This window comes from Brevibacterium sp. CSND-B09 (genome assembly GCF_052906525.1).
In genome coordinates, this window is the sequence record NZ_JBREGI010000001.1 from 29094 (window position 1) to 42239 (window position 13146).

Sequence of the window (13146 nt, forward strand, 5' to 3'; positions counted from 1 at the left end):
TGTGGATTAGTAGGCATAGACGTGGCCGGTGCGGCGCTTGAGCTGTCCCGATTCGGCGAGGTCGCGGTAGGCGAGCTCGGCCAGGATCATCGCCGCGTAGGCGTCGACCTTGAGTGGGGATTCGCGGGACTCTTTACCGAACGTGGTGCCGAATCTGTTCTCCCGGCGCCGCGCATTCAGTGCGTGCTTGCGCAGGACGCGGTTGCCGTTGTGAAGGAACGTGCCGGCGAACACCTTGTCCATGACGGACTCGTTCTCCTTGGTGATGGCCTTCATGCCGCCACGCATGTCCCAGCCGATCGGCGACTTGGCCGAGGCTTTGACCGCCAGGCGGTCGCGGTAGATCTTCGTCCAGGAGTCGATGTACGACTCCCACAGGGCAACGTCGGCGTAGAACGCGAGGACCCTGAACGTGCGGAACGCGAAGTGGACGTAGGCGTCAACCTCTTCGCGGTTGATGATCCAGTCGGGTTCGATCTCTTTTGGCGGACGCTCCCAGATCATGATCGGGAAGATCGCGCCATCAGAGACGCGCTTGGCAATCAGTGCCGTGGCGTCGTCCGTCTTGCCGCCGTCGAAGCCGAGAACGATCTCGGTATTCGGCGCCAGGTCCAGCTTGTCCTTGTCGCGGATCCTGCACTCGTCCCACTCGGCTTCCTCGAAGAGGGCATCCTCTTTCGCGACGACCTGGTTGTAGAACATGCGTCGGTTGCGGGATACCGCGATCGAGCGGTTCATGAACGAGCCGACGATCGACTCGGGATCCAGCCACACAGAGTCACCCCTGATGTGCTTGGCTACCTCGATGATCGTCTCGGGATCAGTGGGGGTTTTGGGATCGGCCTCGAGCGAGTCGTAGTAGATCTCGCCGCCGTAGATCGGCATGTCGGGAAACATGCGCTTGAGCTCTTCTTGCTCGTTGTAGGCGAACCGCTGGCGCTCGGCCACGGAGTCTTCGCCGGGCATGTAGGCGTTCGTGATGGACAGCATTCGCGCTGTTCCGTTCGGGGACTTCGTGAGGTTGCCCTCAAGGGTCTCGAACATCAGAATGCCGTGGTTGCCCTCGACCCAGTGCTGGGTCTCGTTGAGGATGGAGAAGGTGGGGCGGTTGCCTTCGACAGCTCGGTAGCTGGAGGCGCTGAAGATGATGTGTGCTCGCCCGCCGAGGGCGACTGCCTGCTCGACGCCGATGACGAGATCGAACTCTTTGATGAGCTTCGGGCTTGCCATCCACTTCAGGACGTTCGACGTGTTGCGGGTCTGCGACTGGGAGACGGCATTGACTGTCACCCAGGGGCTGCGCTGCTGCTTGCCGACAGCCTCACCGTTCGGACCCCAGTGGGAGAATCGCACCGGACCCAGCATCTCGACGAGGGCCAGGGCCGCGGCGACAGGATCTTTGCCGAACCCCTTGAGCCGCTGCAGCACGCCGGTTCGGTAGGTGAACTTCCCGCGGCAGTCGACGGCGTACCACCAGAGAATGAAGCGAGCCTGCTCCGGCGTGAAGCGCCAGGGGTCTCCGTCTTCGTTCTTGAGGTAGCTCGAGCACCAGCCAAGGATCCCCCACCCGAGCGTGCGCTCGGGCAGATACCAGGTTCCGTCGTCGTTGACCTTCCACGTGTTGCCCAGCACCTTGTGATTCCAGTCGCCAAACTTGAAATCGCGGGCCATGACTATCCCACCTGCTTCGCGGGACCAGAGAGGCCGTCGCGGTACTCCGCAATGTGGGTGACCTGGGCGTCTTCCTCGCGGTTGTCCTCGGGGTGCTGAAGCTCGATGTTCGCCTTGCGTCGTGCCGACTCGGAGAAGCCGAGGTCGGATAGCAGGGCATTGACAACCTGAAGCATCATCGCGCTCATCGGTCGCCCTGACTTCAGCTGGAGGTCGACCTGCTCGAGGTTGAACCGCAGCTGCTCGATGTCTGTCTGCTGATACCAGTGGGCGTAGCCGGACTTCTTGGCGCTGTCGTAGAGTCGCTTCGTCGTGGTGTGCCAGCCCTTCGGGGCTCGCGGCCACTGGACCGGCATCATCTGCCCGTTCGACACAACATCCAGTTCTGCCTTCGTGCGATGACCGGTGCGCTCCTCAGAGCGCTTCTTCTTTGCGGGAATGGCAACCTCCTGGGTTACTCGATCAGGAGGTTGGACCCCCTTCGTTATCGGGGCGCCAGTGAGCTTCAGGCTCCCGGCGCCGCGGATGGCGTATACGTTCCTTGCGAGCCTGGGCCGATCGCTTGCCGGCGTGGCTGCTCGTCTTGGTCTGGTGATGTCGCTTGCACAGCGACTGGAGATTCGAGTACGAGTCGTCGTCGTTCTCGAGGATGTGATCCACATCAGTGGCATCGGCCGGGCATCGTCGCCCGTCCGGCAGCAGCGCACGGCAGCGGTAGCCGTCGCGCTCGAAGATGTATGCTCGCCGGCTGTTCCAGTCGGCGGGGAGTCGTTCTCGTCGGGTTGATCCCGACCAGCCCTGAGCCATAACAACTCCCTCGTTTGTCATTGGCGAATACACGCAAATAGATTGTTGGCACCCAATCCTGGACTCGAACCAGGAACCTTTTCCTTAACAGGGAATTGCTCTGCCATTGAGCTAATTGGGTAGGTGCGGGTTTTATGCCAAGACCTCACCTGAACTCGGTTAGCGATGATGCGGGGACCCGACTCGCTAATGGCTTTTGTTCATTCACCGGCCGTCGCCGGCTGCGCAGAATGTTTTTGTAACCGCATATCCCCGCCAAAAGGCCCCTGAGGGGCACGCGAGGAGAATGAAGCCCAGCCCTGGGCGCCGAGGCGCGGTACTGGACGTGATGCAGGGGTGACGGGACTCGAACCCGCGATCGCGGTTTTGGAGACCGCTGCCTTAGCCGCTTGGCTACACCCCTTTGCAAACCCCCGACACTGCTGCCAGCCCCAAGGGGTAAGGGCATCTGATTGCAAGGCTCAGATCGCCGTAAGCCTCGTGGATCATGAAGGGCTCGAACCTTCGACCCCCCGGTTAAGAGCCGGGTGCTCTAGCCAACTGAGCTAATGATCCGTGGTGGAAGCCGGGTGATGAGCCCGAGACTGGAGGATCGCTTCATACGCTGAGAACTCCAGTGCCTCGTCCTGCTGCCAAGCTGGACCCACTCACGAGAGCTACCTCGATCGCCGGCTGCGATCCCTCCACCAGATTGGCCTTGGGATCCGTCGACATTGAGCCGTTGAACGAGCGCATTACCATAGGACGCCCCCACGATCTGGGGCATCCCTGCCGGCACTCTGCCACTTCCTGATGCGGTCTCCCTGGCCGGGGATTCCGCAACGCTGCTCGAGCAGGGTTCGAACCTGCACTCTCCCGGGTCAGAGCCGGGGATGTTTCCAGTTACACCATCGAGCATCAGGCAGGGACGCCATTGTCCCGGCCGTTCTGTCACCATCCGGGCGTAGCGATACCCTGCCGGTGAAGTTGTACCCCGAGTAGCCGACGCGACACTCCGGTCGCCGGCGTAGTGCTCGGGGAAGTCTGCTGCGGAACGCTTAACGACTGTCCGCAGTCAGTCGGGTCCACCTCGGGAGCCAGGGCGGAGTGCGGGGAAACGAAACCCGCGTGCCTCAACACCCGTCTCAACCGAGGGGAAATCAGAGACGCGCTCTCGCGCGTGTGTAGCAAGCGGCTATCAAGCCGCGCCGCTTGCAGAAGTACCGCGGAGCTGCGCTCCGCGTTGCCTTGACCAGTGATTGATGATCGAGCGCCGGCGGAGCCGGAGCTCTCTTGCCTTGACTCTCACCGTCATTGCCTTGTGAGGAAGAACCGTAGCGAAGCGGAGGTTCTGACGAACCTCTTAACCTCTATACGAAAACCCAACACCTGGACTCTCGCCTTCGGCTTCGTCCAGGGCGCAAGCCCTGGCATGTTCGCTGCCGCGAACCGGAGTGAGCTCATCCTTCCTCACCCCCCTTACCCCCCTAGGTTTCCTTCTCACTTATTAGAGAGTGTGAATCCGGGGGGTAAATTCACATCTATGGAGTGTGAGCTTCGTCACACCGTCATAATATTCAGGCGAGTATGCTTAGATCTGGTTGAACCACCCCCGAATGGTTTCAGCTGCGAGGGCCTGGAACCCTCGCCGGCATTGACCGCGCCGCGTTTTCTTGATGCGAATCGTTCTCAGTTGCATGAGCATCTGAAGCGGGAGCGTCCGCTCCTGCTAACCACTACCGGTCTCGCGCGGGCGGGCGGGCGGGGGTGCGCCCCCGGGTAGGCGCGTGCGCGCAGCGCACGACGGGCGGGCGCGTGGCGCGCGAGGATAGCACCGATCCCGGCGGGGTCAAGGCAGGCCAGGCGGGCCTAACTAAGGCACACCTAAGCCGAAGCCGTGCGGCACGGCACGCACTCCAGGGCACCTCGGAGCGCCGAACGCGGAGCCGGATGAACAGAATGACCCAGGCCGACCCGTTAGGCCGTCCTGGACCCCGTAGCGTTCGTCTCAGCGGCATCTCCGCAGGGCATGCCCACATACGCGTGCATCCGGGCATCCATCGCTCATGGCTGCCGAACCGGGCTGAAAAGTTTTTTTGGGCCTCTCACCTGGGCAAACGCTCTTCTCGTCGAGGTTTCCGGAAATACTTCGTCGGTAGTTGATCGGACGTTTCCGCAGGTCAGCGGCTTGCGGCGCGTGCTACAATGGCTCTGACCTGGGCGAACGCTGGGCTTGTGTTCCGTAGCCGGGTTACGTAGAGTGATCCATGTCAGCACGACGAGGTGAGGACGAGAAACAGACCAGGGCATCACGGCCACCGGGGCGAAGATCGCGAAGCGCGTAGCTCACAGCCGTATGATCGGATAACCGATCCCCCGCCATATCTGGGAAGTTCCCCCGTCCTCTCCCCCGTCACCGCAGGCACGCAACACCTAGCTACACCAAAAGTCCCGGCTATGTCTGGGCACGGCTTCCCTGCTGGGGAGCACTGAGAATTGTATAGTGGGAGCGTGATTGATCATGCTGGAAAAATTGCGGGAAAACTCGCCGCTGTAGCGGACGAAACTCTCCAGGCGCGGGATGTATATTTCGCCCTGGTAGAACAGCGCAACGAGCTTATCTACCAACTGGTAGACGCGGATTACACGTTCACGGAGGTTGCCGGTTACGCCGGTATCACCCGGGAACAAGTGTCGAAGATGGTCAAGCGGCGCGAATCGAGAATGTAAATCCTCACAGTCCGCACGTAACGGACGGTCTACCTGGTCGAATACACCGGAGCCGTCGCGTTACGAACGGCAGCGGGGTCTACTTGAATCGCCCGAAAACAGACCGATTTGACAGCCGTAACTCGGCTACGGTACAGTCGATCACGTAACCACGAAATGCCGACACCACTCGGACGACGGGAGCACCGCTCCCCTCGGCTGAGGGACTGATCGGGAGCTACTTGACAATCGAATAGTACTGGGGACTACATAAGGTGGTCTGCGCTGGAGCCCGCTTCCATTAGGGGTGCCGTAGCGATAGCTGCGGAACGTCCAGTCACATACGCCTTATCGAACACCCGGGCTTGCCACTCGAAGATAATTGGCTACGTGAGCGTAGCGGTAGCCGGGACACCACCTTAATTGGATGGTTGCTAAGATCACCGGTCGGACGAACCTCAGATGTCCAAGAGCAACTTATGCGGCTCACATCGGCATAAGCGACCGGGAACGAATAGATCCCCGGGGACGGCTCACTAAGCGTAGTTGAGACATGGATGCTTGCATCCAATCGGATACGAGAACGTGAGACGGCAGTGCCAAAACTGCAAAGCAACACCACAAACTTTTAACTGTCCGTAGGGGTGGCCCTATATCGGCTGAGCCGATTACCTCGCCTAGTGGTTCTAGGCAATACCGTTCAACTCGGGAGTTCGGACACGCTAAACTTTTGGGACGTAGCACGGCTACGGTACACATTGGAGAATGACATGAGCGACTACAGCACGAAAGATTACAATCGCGGTTGGCGTGCATCCATGAGCGGGAGCGAATGGGCACTGGACCGCGCCGACCTGCGCGGCGAGTGCGTCGAGTGGTATGACGGCTACATGGACGCGGCATCAGACCGCCCCAAGTTCTTCCTTCGGGATCACCCGGAGTGGGACGAGTCGACACATGGCGACTGGGAGAGCTACCTGAGGTCCGTCGCATGAGAGCGCAGAAATTCGTCACCCACTACCATGATGGACTTCCCCCGGAGGTCATCATTGTGATTATCGAACCGCGCGACGACGCGACGGTTGAGTCCTACATCTTAGAGAGTAACGGTGGACTCCGCCGCCTAGGTAAAGGCCCGGAACGATACCGCGCTCTTGCAGAAAGCGCGATCTGATAGCTCTCCCCTGCTCACGGCTTAGGCCGTGGTCGGGCTTGGACTTATCAGTCCCTGCACCACCCATAATCATCAGGCGTAGCTCAGCTACGGAACATCGGAGGATGTCATGTCAGAGTTCACCCCCAGCTTCAAGACGCGGTTGATCAACAGGATCGACGAGAGCGAGACCCCAGTGAACCATATGATCCGCTGGTCACTGGATCGTCAAGCGGAGGACTACGCCGAACTGAACCACGGCGGAGAGCTGCGCAGGGCTGTCGATGACGTGATCGAGAACATCAAGTCGGATTACTGGGATATCGAAGACGCGGAGGACATGCGCCGAGGTCTGGACGAGTGGCAACCGACCGAACTGATCTACACGTCAGATATCGAAGCGGCGGTCTGCCGCGCCGGTGTGGACGAGTGCTTCCGCTGGCTCAATGATCACTACGGCGAACCGGCATCCAGCCTGAACGAGCTGTATAGCGCGGTCTACTGGGACATGCGTGGCGCGGTCGAAGCCGTCTTTATCAATCTGGCCGAAGAAGTCGAAGAAGAGACTGAGGAGGACTGAGATGGGCTGGTCGTTTTGGGAGTCTGACTACTTGTTGGCATCCGCCGACGATTGAGTCTGTATAGGTTCCCTGGGCATCGGCAAAGCACCGGTGCCTGGGATTGCCTGGATAGGCGTTAGATCATGCCGCGTATCGCGGCTACGGTACACGAACTGGAGAGAGACGATGGAGTTCTTGCACGGCGATACATGGAACGTCGACAACATCCACGCGACGGCACGGAAGTTCGTTGCGGCGGTCGAGTCCGGCGACGGTGCGACTGCGCACCTGGACGAGCTGACACTCAACTCCCCCGGCGGGTACGTGGTCGGTGGGCTGGTCTCTGAGGTGGTCATCCCGGTGGAGCAGTTCGACGGACGCGAAGCGTTCTACGCTATCGCCGCCCTGCTCAAGCGTGCTGAGGACGAGAACGTCATCCCGGCCGCGCTGGGCGTATGGGTAGACGGTGGGCTGGTCTATGTGGACGCTTCCACGATCTTCCCTGAGTACCAGCTGATCGACGCGCTCTATGAAGCGCATGAGCGCAAAGAGCTTGCGATCTTCAGCCGCGCGAGCGGTGAGTGCATCACCCTGGCATCGGCGGTGACGGCATGAGCACCTGGATCATTGGGCATCACGACGAGTGGATGCACCACCCTATCGCGGTGATCGAGTCGGAGATGGGCCCGGAACTGGCCGACCCGGTGCATGACTGGGCGATTGAGCTGGACGACGGGGACTTCGGCTACATGGCCGAGTACGGCATCACAGAGCTGGAGTACGTCTGCGATCTGGCCTATGACGGGCAGCTCACCGACCGGACTGGCAAGCATGAGCCGTATGCGGACGGTGAGCCGCGCTGGGAGCACGACGAGAACGTCATGCGTATCTGGAACGAGATGAAAGCAGAGAACAATGCCGATCACAGCTGATCAGCTCAGGGCAGGGATGCACCTGGCATTCGAGAGCGTCTACGTCCGAGTCGAGAACGTAGCGCAGGACACACACGGAATGCTCACCGCTATGGTGCGGGATGCCCGGGGCGAGCTGGCACCGGTGCGGTTCCACGGTGCCGAGTGCCTGACGGTGGGCGCATGAGCGGGCACATCGTGGCACGGCATGCGCCTGATCGGGTAGCCACCATGCCCGACGTGTTCAGGTGGCTTGACGTGATGGACGCGGCATGGAGTCTGCGTCCCGGCGGGGCGAACGGATGGGGTTGCCCCTACCGACTGTAACGAGCGATTGCAGAGCTTTGATCGGGCATCGGCGGCACCTGAGCCGCGCTGGTATTGACCAGCCGACTCCATCCCGGTGCCCGGTCATGGAACTGCAAACCATGAGCGAAATGAGAGAGCAATGAGCAACGCACCTGCAATTCCCATTGACGTGTGGCTGAAGCTCGACCCCGATCAGATGGAGGACGAGGACGATCTCGCTACCTACGAGGCGAACACGTTCGACGATGCCGACGACGGCTATCGGATCGAGTGGTATCACAACGCGGTCGGGCTGGTCACGACGGTCTACTTCGGCACCTATGGCGAGTGCGTGGACTGGTATGAGCGCAACGGGTTTGAGGACTTCACCGCATGATCGCCGTACTCATGGCCGCTATCGCGGCATTCGTAATCGACATAGCAACACACACGAAAGAGGACTGAGAAACATGAACAAGATCACGACAGCAATCATCAGTGCAGCGGTGGGCGTAGCAATCGGCATGACCGGGATAGCCGGTGCCAGTGCCGCGCCTGGGCTGGGATCAGCTAAGCCGAAGTTCACCCAATCGCAGATGAACAAGTGCGCCGGGGCTGTGCTTCACGCTGACGAGTTCATCAACGGCGGTGAGCGCACCGTCGCCGCGAAGAAGCGGTTCAACAAGGCACGCAACGAGTGCGCCGCAGTGACTGGAGGGTTCTGAGATGACCGCAACAACCGAAGCACCGACTGTCCACCGCAACCTGGGTGAGCTGATCGAGAACGGCAAGCCGGGAGACATGTGCCACGACCTGCCGAGTGGCACCGACCGGAGTGTCGAGACGTTCGTGATGGTGAGCCGCCGAGTGGTAGGCCCGGGTGAGGGACTGGCTCACCCGGAGGGGAGCATCGTCGGCACGTTCAACGAGGTGCGCACCACGCACCACGGCAGGGCCGAGCTGTGGGGTCGGCCCGAGTACACCTACCGTTCGATCGCGACGGACGCGGTTGAGGCATCGACCGAACCGGGCGGTATGTTCGTGCGCCGGGTGTTCAGCGTCGGGCACAAGCAGTTCCTTGCACTGCCGGACGAACCGGCGAAGCGGTACGGACGGGCGAAGCTTCTGGCCCTGCACCGCAAGGCACTGGAGGCCGAGGGAATCGCAGCCGAGGGGCTGACCGCCTGAGTGGTTCGTGTTCCGCGGTTCACCGCGCAGGTGGTGGGCCGTCGTGTACCGATCAATCAGAGACGAGGGATGAGAGAGACATGAGACTCGAATGGATCGTGAGAGTCAACGGGCGGGTCGCTGAGCGGTTCACCGAAGAGTTCCTGGCGCACCGGTGCGCCGAAAGGATCGAGACCAATAGGCCGGATGCAACCGTCACGGTCAAGTCGAACATGGAGGACTGAGGGACATGAGTGCATGGGTGGACGAAATCCTCGAGCAGATCGACAGCGAGGACCAGGCGGTGCTGCTGGCAAGCCGTGTCATGAGCCACTTCGATCTTCCGGGTGCCGTGTTCAGTCGAGTAGACGTGGGCACGGCCATCGACGAGTACCTGGACGGGTGCCTGGGCGAAGAGGACTTCGATGATGGGACGCGCAACGTCCTGGCCGACGAGTACATCACCTGCGGCGACTGGTCCGACATCACACCGTTCCTATATCAGATGGGGAACGAGGCTATCGCCGAGGGCGTGGCCGAACGCATGAGAGAGCTGGGGGTCTGAGCCATGCAGAAGACGGCAACCTACATCGGGACGAACTACGAGATGAACGACGGAGCCGAGCATTACGAGCTTGACCCGCCGTACTACTGGGATCGGTACGACTACACGGAAGACTGCGAGGTGCTGACGCTGGTTGATCACGTCATTGTCTCTGCGGTTGACGTGCCGTTCAGTGGCCCAGAGACCTACATCTTCCAGTGCGACGAGACCGGGGTGGTTCTGGACTGGAGCGAGATGCCCGGCTCATTCCGAGGTGCGCTTGACCACGAGCGTGCGCTCAACGGCCTGGGATACACGAGCAAGATCACGAAAGCGATTGGAGCCTGAGCCATGACCGTGAAGCAACTGATCGAGAGACTGCAAGAGTTCCCGCCGCACGCCAACGTGTACGTCGGAGACCTGGCTAACGGCGTGGAGGAACGCGGCTGGGACGGCAGTGCTGAGGACGTGATCGAGCACATGGGGGCCGTGTTCATCGAGTTCAACGAGACCGGATACAACAACTTCATCGACACCGAAGTGAGGGGCTGACATGTTCAAGCTCGAATTCTCAACAACCAATGCCGCATTCCAGGACGGAGACCTGCCCCTGAGCTTTGAGGTAGCCCGCTGCCTGGCCGACGTGGTTGACGATGTGAAGTCGGGACTCCTGCGTGGAACCGTCATCGACGCGAACGGCAATGGCGTGGGCCGATGGGAGCTGAGCTGATGCTGGGCATCATCGAGACGCTGATCACCGGGGACTTCCCCGGTTACGCAACAACCGGAGTCGAAGAGGACTCCATCATCATCACGGCCATGCTTTCACTGCATGGCCTTTTCTCCTGAGAGGGACGAGAGACATGGCAATGATCACGATCACCCGCGCAATGAACGTGCGCCGCTACGAGGATTTCGAGCTGGACACGGACGACATGACACCCGAGCAGCTGACCGCTGTCGAGAAGCTGAGGGGAGCGGAGCTCCTGGAGAGTGCCGATGGCACCTGGGCCGAGATGAACGCCGCCAACGTGCTCAATCAGCTGGTGGACGAGCATGACGCGGCACACGAGGACTACGATGCCGCCGACGAACCGAGCGTGACGTTCATCGGGGGCGAGTGACATGAGCGAGACGGTGACGATCAGCATCAGTGCGCTAGAGACTCTGCTGCAGGCGGCGAGTGAGTGGTCTGAGGAACTGGCATGCCACATCGCTCCGGCATCCCGCGACTTCGGGGATGAGGAGTCGGCCGAGTCGCAAGAGGAACAGTCCCGGGAGATTGACCGGGCATTCACCCTGGCAACCGAACTAATCGAAGAAGCAATGGAGGGCTGAGCAGCATGGCAAGAGGAATTGCAATCGGCATCTGGTACAACGACGAGCCGCTACCGCTGGCGTTTATCGAGGGCGACAATCTGTTCCTCAGTGACGCGCAAGACCATGACTGGGACACCGAGATTCAGACATGGGCGACACCGGCTGAGCACCTGGCTGATGGTGAGAATCAGATGCGCGACACGATGCCGAAAGGGGACTGATCAGCATGGTCACGATGGACAACGAAGAGAACAACCTGAACCGGTACATCGCGGACTGCGCGAGAGACCTCGCTGCTGCATGGTCGGTGTCGATGCCGTATGAGCAGACGGAGATCTTCTCGAACATGAGCTGCGGTGAAGCCACTCCCCTGATCGCGCTGTTCAGTGCGGTGGGCGCGTTCGATGTGGCCGAGGGTGTCATGGATGCCCACGCCACGAGCGACTACGAAGAAGACGACGAGCACCACCCGCTCTACCTGGAGCACAAGAGAGCAGAGAGGGTCTGAGCAGAGTGAGAACCTATATCCCTGCGGAGATGCAGGACTTCATCGACAACGAGATTGGGCACCAGGACTACGCGCCGTATGTCCTGGATGGACAGACGGCAGAGACCCCGGGCGACGATGATGACTGGCATGACGTGCTTGTCATCACAAATGACCCGGAGCGTGGCGAGGTGGTCGTCAAGTTCACCTGGCACCCTGGCGGAACGATCACCGTGCGAGAGCTGACGGTGAGCTGATGGGCATGATGTCAGACGCGGCCTTATTGATGCCGGAAATGCAGGGCTGGACGAGCGACGAGCTGGTCATCGCCTGGGCGAGGAGCGATGAGCAGGCTGAGCGGTACGCTGCGATGATGACGCTGCGCCGCCGAGCTGCCGATGCTATCGAGCTGGAGAACGACCTACTCCCCCGCTACGGACGGGAACATCCCGAGAGGATGGTGGAGATCTAACACCACCACCCACGAACCGCACCACCCGCGCCACGGCAACCGTCGTGGCGTTTTTTTTACCAACTACAGAAACGAGAAACGAATGACCGCTACATCCACCGCCACGTCCGTCTCCGACATGCCGACCATGACCGAGTTCCTGGACAACGAGGGCATCGAACTCTCCAACCGCGAAGCGAACCTGGTTGCGATCACAACCGCACGCACCCGCGCCGTCACCGCTGCGATCTTCATGGAGTTCTTGATCGAGGACGAGAGCGTCGTGGAAGACATGCCGCAGGCGATCTTCGAGAAGATCGAGCGGTTCGGGTCGGGTGCTGCGATGCAGTACGCCATCGCCGGAATCCTGATCGACCGAGTACGCGAACAGCCTTCCGACGACTGACCTCGACCAGCTATCTGACGCACAGACATCGAGCTGTGCGTCTTTTTGTTGGCCGAACACATCAAGACATTGGAGAAACACATGAAGAAGTACCGGTTGCACTGGGTGAACCCAGACAAGCGAACGAGCGGGAGCATGAACAACATCCCTGCCGAGGAACTGTCCGAACGAACGGCCGACGCATGGCTTCTCGCCGGCAAGGGCGAGGTCATCATGTCCATGCAGGCCGAGGAGGTTTCCGAGTATGCGTAAGCACACGGAGCGAGCTGCCGCATGGGGCGTTGCGGCCCTGGCCCTCATCGGCTGGGCATTCGGTGGTCTCTGGTTCCTGGCGGTGGTCTGGGGTTGAACGAGCACCGAGAAGCAGTCCTGGACTGGATCGCAGAGCGTCGGGATGCTGATGCCACTACTAGCAGGCGAGGCCGCATATCCGAATGGACTGCTGAGGAATGGGAGATCGCAACGTCCGGTGAGGAATCAGCGCAGGATGCAGCCGTCATGATCGGCTGCTCCCGGTCGACGATCAAGCGAGCACGGAGGGCGGCGAGAGCATGATCAAATACTCACCCGACCTCGGGTTCTACTTGACCGACTACCGATCATGCGATCGGTGCGGCATCAACATGCAGGTCTCGGCTACATCATTCCGCAAGCAGTGCGACGACTGCATCGACTTCGATCTGTTCGAGTGGC

General features: G+C 60.6%; 23 protein-coding genes and 4 tRNA genes. 21 read left to right on the forward strand and 6 right to left on the reverse strand.

The features are described from left to right. Positions 1 to 6 precede the first annotated feature (6 nt). The 6 genes from ACU4IU_RS00185 to ACU4IU_RS00210 form a co-directional block, all read right to left on the reverse strand. Positions 7 to 1671, reverse strand: a complete 1665-nt coding sequence (locus tag ACU4IU_RS00185; RefSeq protein WP_446655600.1) for a terminase — start codon at positions 1669 to 1671, stop codon at positions 7 to 9. A 2-nt stretch (positions 1672 to 1673) separates the two neighbouring features. Then, positions 1674 to 2342 carry a phage terminase small subunit gene (locus ACU4IU_RS00190; protein WP_446657566.1) on the reverse strand — a complete coding sequence of 223 codons (669 nt, stop codon included), beginning with the start codon at positions 2340 to 2342 and terminating at the stop codon, positions 1674 to 1676. 182 nt (positions 2343 to 2524) lie between these two features. Then, positions 2525 to 2599: transfer RNA gene (locus tag ACU4IU_RS00195), tRNA-Asn, on the reverse strand. 210 nt (positions 2600 to 2809) lie between these two features. Continuing rightward, a tRNA-Trp gene (locus tag ACU4IU_RS00200) sits at positions 2810 to 2881 on the reverse strand. 78 nt (positions 2882 to 2959) lie between these two features. Continuing rightward, a tRNA-Lys gene (locus ACU4IU_RS00205) sits at positions 2960 to 3033 on the reverse strand. A 269-nt stretch (positions 3034 to 3302) separates the two neighbouring features. Continuing rightward, a tRNA-Gln gene (locus ACU4IU_RS00210) sits at positions 3303 to 3375 on the reverse strand. A 1593-nt stretch (positions 3376 to 4968) separates the two neighbouring features. On the opposite strand from ACU4IU_RS00210, the gene ACU4IU_RS00215 reads away from it, so the two are divergent. The 21 genes from ACU4IU_RS00215 to ACU4IU_RS00315 all read left to right on the forward strand — a co-directional run bounded on the left by ACU4IU_RS00215 (position 4969) and on the right by ACU4IU_RS00315 (position 12453). Next, positions 4969 to 5187 carry a hypothetical protein gene (locus ACU4IU_RS00215; protein WP_446655601.1) on the forward strand — a complete coding sequence of 73 codons (219 nt, stop codon included), beginning with the start codon at positions 4969 to 4971 and terminating at the stop codon, positions 5185 to 5187. Between the two features lie 749 nt (positions 5188 to 5936). Then, positions 5937 to 6161, forward strand: coding sequence for a hypothetical protein (locus ACU4IU_RS00220; protein ID WP_446655602.1), 225 nt, complete (start codon positions 5937 to 5939; stop codon positions 6159 to 6161). 288 nt (positions 6162 to 6449) lie between these two features. Beyond that, positions 6450 to 6899 carry a hypothetical protein gene (locus ACU4IU_RS00225; protein ID WP_446655603.1) on the forward strand — a complete coding sequence of 150 codons (450 nt, stop codon included), beginning with the start codon at positions 6450 to 6452 and terminating at the stop codon, positions 6897 to 6899. A 166-nt stretch (positions 6900 to 7065) separates the two neighbouring features. Continuing rightward, on the forward strand, positions 7066 to 7494 hold the full coding sequence (locus ACU4IU_RS00230; protein WP_446655604.1) for a hypothetical protein: 429 nt from the start codon (positions 7066 to 7068) through the stop codon (positions 7492 to 7494). Continuing rightward, positions 7491 to 7811 carry a hypothetical protein gene (locus ACU4IU_RS00235; RefSeq protein WP_446655605.1) on the forward strand — a complete coding sequence of 107 codons (321 nt, stop codon included), beginning with the start codon at positions 7491 to 7493 and terminating at the stop codon, positions 7809 to 7811. Before ACU4IU_RS00230 ends, ACU4IU_RS00235 begins: the two co-directional genes overlap by 4 nt. Further along, entirely contained in the window at positions 7795 to 7977 is a 183-nt protein-coding gene (locus ACU4IU_RS00240; RefSeq protein WP_446655606.1) for a hypothetical protein, read from the forward strand. The genes ACU4IU_RS00235 and ACU4IU_RS00240 overlap by 17 nt, the downstream gene beginning before the upstream one ends. 261 nt (positions 7978 to 8238) lie before the next feature. Beyond that, positions 8239 to 8475, forward strand: coding sequence for a hypothetical protein (locus ACU4IU_RS00245; RefSeq protein ID WP_446655607.1), 237 nt, complete (start codon positions 8239 to 8241; stop codon positions 8473 to 8475). Between the two features lie 73 nt (positions 8476 to 8548). Then, positions 8549 to 8803 (forward strand): hypothetical protein, encoded by a 255-nt coding sequence (locus ACU4IU_RS00250; protein ID WP_446655608.1) that lies wholly within the window; start codon positions 8549 to 8551, stop codon positions 8801 to 8803. A 1-nt stretch (position 8804) separates the two neighbouring features. Next, positions 8805 to 9266: a hypothetical protein gene (locus ACU4IU_RS00255; RefSeq protein ID WP_446655609.1), complete on the forward strand. Its 462-nt coding sequence runs from the start codon at positions 8805 to 8807 to the stop codon at positions 9264 to 9266. A 241-nt stretch (positions 9267 to 9507) separates the two neighbouring features. Beyond that, positions 9508 to 9810 (forward strand): hypothetical protein, encoded by a 303-nt coding sequence (locus tag ACU4IU_RS00260; protein ID WP_446655610.1) that lies wholly within the window; start codon positions 9508 to 9510, stop codon positions 9808 to 9810. Positions 9811 to 9813: 3 nt separating this feature from the next. Continuing rightward, positions 9814 to 10137, forward strand: coding sequence for a DUF7572 family protein (locus tag ACU4IU_RS00265; protein ID WP_446655611.1), 324 nt, complete (start codon positions 9814 to 9816; stop codon positions 10135 to 10137). A gap of 3 nt (positions 10138 to 10140) precedes the next feature. After that, complete coding sequence (locus tag ACU4IU_RS00270) at positions 10141 to 10341, forward strand: hypothetical protein (RefSeq protein WP_446655612.1); 201 nt, start codon at positions 10141 to 10143, stop codon at positions 10339 to 10341. Between the two features lies 1 nt (position 10342). After that, entirely contained in the window at positions 10343 to 10519 is a 177-nt protein-coding gene (locus ACU4IU_RS00275) for a hypothetical protein (protein WP_446655613.1), read from the forward strand. Continuing rightward, positions 10504 to 10638, forward strand: a complete 135-nt coding sequence (locus ACU4IU_RS00280; protein WP_446655614.1) for a hypothetical protein — start codon at positions 10504 to 10506, stop codon at positions 10636 to 10638. The genes ACU4IU_RS00275 and ACU4IU_RS00280 overlap by 16 nt, the downstream gene beginning before the upstream one ends. 20 nt (positions 10639 to 10658) lie before the next feature. Further along, positions 10659 to 10913: a hypothetical protein gene (locus ACU4IU_RS00285; protein WP_446655615.1), complete on the forward strand. Its 255-nt coding sequence runs from the start codon at positions 10659 to 10661 to the stop codon at positions 10911 to 10913. 1 nt (position 10914) lies between these two features. Continuing rightward, positions 10915 to 11127 carry a hypothetical protein gene (locus tag ACU4IU_RS00290; protein ID WP_446655616.1) on the forward strand — a complete coding sequence of 71 codons (213 nt, stop codon included), beginning with the start codon at positions 10915 to 10917 and terminating at the stop codon, positions 11125 to 11127. A gap of 5 nt (positions 11128 to 11132) precedes the next feature. Next, entirely contained in the window at positions 11133 to 11330 is a 198-nt protein-coding gene (locus ACU4IU_RS00295; protein WP_446655617.1) for a hypothetical protein, read from the forward strand. A gap of 14 nt (positions 11331 to 11344) precedes the next feature. Continuing rightward, on the forward strand, positions 11345 to 11617 hold the full coding sequence (locus ACU4IU_RS00300) for a hypothetical protein (protein WP_446655618.1): 273 nt from the start codon (positions 11345 to 11347) through the stop codon (positions 11615 to 11617). Positions 11618 to 11622: 5 nt separating this feature from the next. Next, positions 11623 to 11853, forward strand: a complete 231-nt coding sequence (locus ACU4IU_RS00305; RefSeq protein ID WP_446655619.1) for a hypothetical protein — start codon at positions 11623 to 11625, stop codon at positions 11851 to 11853. Further along, positions 11853 to 12068 carry a hypothetical protein gene (locus ACU4IU_RS00310; protein ID WP_446655620.1) on the forward strand — a complete coding sequence of 72 codons (216 nt, stop codon included), beginning with the start codon at positions 11853 to 11855 and terminating at the stop codon, positions 12066 to 12068. The genes ACU4IU_RS00305 and ACU4IU_RS00310 overlap by 1 nt, the downstream gene beginning before the upstream one ends. Positions 12069 to 12150: 82 nt before the next feature. Further along, the gene (locus ACU4IU_RS00315) at positions 12151 to 12453 is read left to right on the forward strand and encodes a hypothetical protein (RefSeq protein ID WP_446655621.1); all 303 of its coding nucleotides are present in this window, start codon (positions 12151 to 12153) and stop codon (positions 12451 to 12453) included. Positions 12454 to 13146 lie beyond the last annotated feature (693 nt).

Excerpts from the sequence above, each read along its gene's own strand:
- ACU4IU_RS00245 (WP_446655607.1), top strand. The coding sequence starts at position 8,239 with ATGAGCAACGCACCTGCAATTCCCATTGACGTGTGGCTGAAGCTCGAC.
- ACU4IU_RS00185 (WP_446655600.1), bottom strand. The coding sequence starts at position 1,671 with ATGGCCCGCGATTTCAAGTTTGGCGACTGGAATCACAAGGTGCTGGGC.
- ACU4IU_RS00295 (WP_446655617.1), top strand. The coding sequence starts at position 11,133 with ATGGCAAGAGGAATTGCAATCGGCATCTGGTACAACGACGAGCCGCTA.
- ACU4IU_RS00235 (WP_446655605.1), top strand. The coding sequence starts at position 7,491 with ATGAGCACCTGGATCATTGGGCATCACGACGAGTGGATGCACCACCCT.
- ACU4IU_RS00255 (WP_446655609.1), top strand. The coding sequence starts at position 8,805 with ATGACCGCAACAACCGAAGCACCGACTGTCCACCGCAACCTGGGTGAG.
- ACU4IU_RS00220 (WP_446655602.1), top strand. The coding sequence starts at position 5,937 with ATGAGCGACTACAGCACGAAAGATTACAATCGCGGTTGGCGTGCATCC.
- ACU4IU_RS00310 (WP_446655620.1), top strand. The coding sequence starts at position 11,853 with ATGGGCATGATGTCAGACGCGGCCTTATTGATGCCGGAAATGCAGGGC.
- ACU4IU_RS00225 (WP_446655603.1), top strand. The coding sequence starts at position 6,450 with ATGTCAGAGTTCACCCCCAGCTTCAAGACGCGGTTGATCAACAGGATC.
- ACU4IU_RS00315 (WP_446655621.1), top strand. The coding sequence starts at position 12,151 with ATGACCGCTACATCCACCGCCACGTCCGTCTCCGACATGCCGACCATG.
- ACU4IU_RS00280 (WP_446655614.1), top strand. The coding sequence starts at position 10,504 with ATGGGAGCTGAGCTGATGCTGGGCATCATCGAGACGCTGATCACCGGG.
- ACU4IU_RS00285 (WP_446655615.1), top strand. The coding sequence starts at position 10,659 with ATGATCACGATCACCCGCGCAATGAACGTGCGCCGCTACGAGGATTTC.
- ACU4IU_RS00290 (WP_446655616.1), top strand. The coding sequence starts at position 10,915 with ATGAGCGAGACGGTGACGATCAGCATCAGTGCGCTAGAGACTCTGCTG.
- ACU4IU_RS00240 (WP_446655606.1), top strand. The coding sequence starts at position 7,795 with ATGCCGATCACAGCTGATCAGCTCAGGGCAGGGATGCACCTGGCATTC.
- ACU4IU_RS00190 (WP_446657566.1), bottom strand. The coding sequence starts at position 2,342 with ATGCCACTGATGTGGATCACATCCTCGAGAACGACGACGACTCGTACT.
- ACU4IU_RS00265 (WP_446655611.1), top strand. The coding sequence starts at position 9,814 with ATGCAGAAGACGGCAACCTACATCGGGACGAACTACGAGATGAACGAC.
- ACU4IU_RS00300 (WP_446655618.1), top strand. The coding sequence starts at position 11,345 with ATGGACAACGAAGAGAACAACCTGAACCGGTACATCGCGGACTGCGCG.
- ACU4IU_RS00275 (WP_446655613.1), top strand. The coding sequence starts at position 10,343 with ATGTTCAAGCTCGAATTCTCAACAACCAATGCCGCATTCCAGGACGGA.
- ACU4IU_RS00250 (WP_446655608.1), top strand. The coding sequence starts at position 8,549 with ATGAACAAGATCACGACAGCAATCATCAGTGCAGCGGTGGGCGTAGCA.
- ACU4IU_RS00270 (WP_446655612.1), top strand. The coding sequence starts at position 10,141 with ATGACCGTGAAGCAACTGATCGAGAGACTGCAAGAGTTCCCGCCGCAC.
- ACU4IU_RS00230 (WP_446655604.1), top strand. The coding sequence starts at position 7,066 with ATGGAGTTCTTGCACGGCGATACATGGAACGTCGACAACATCCACGCG.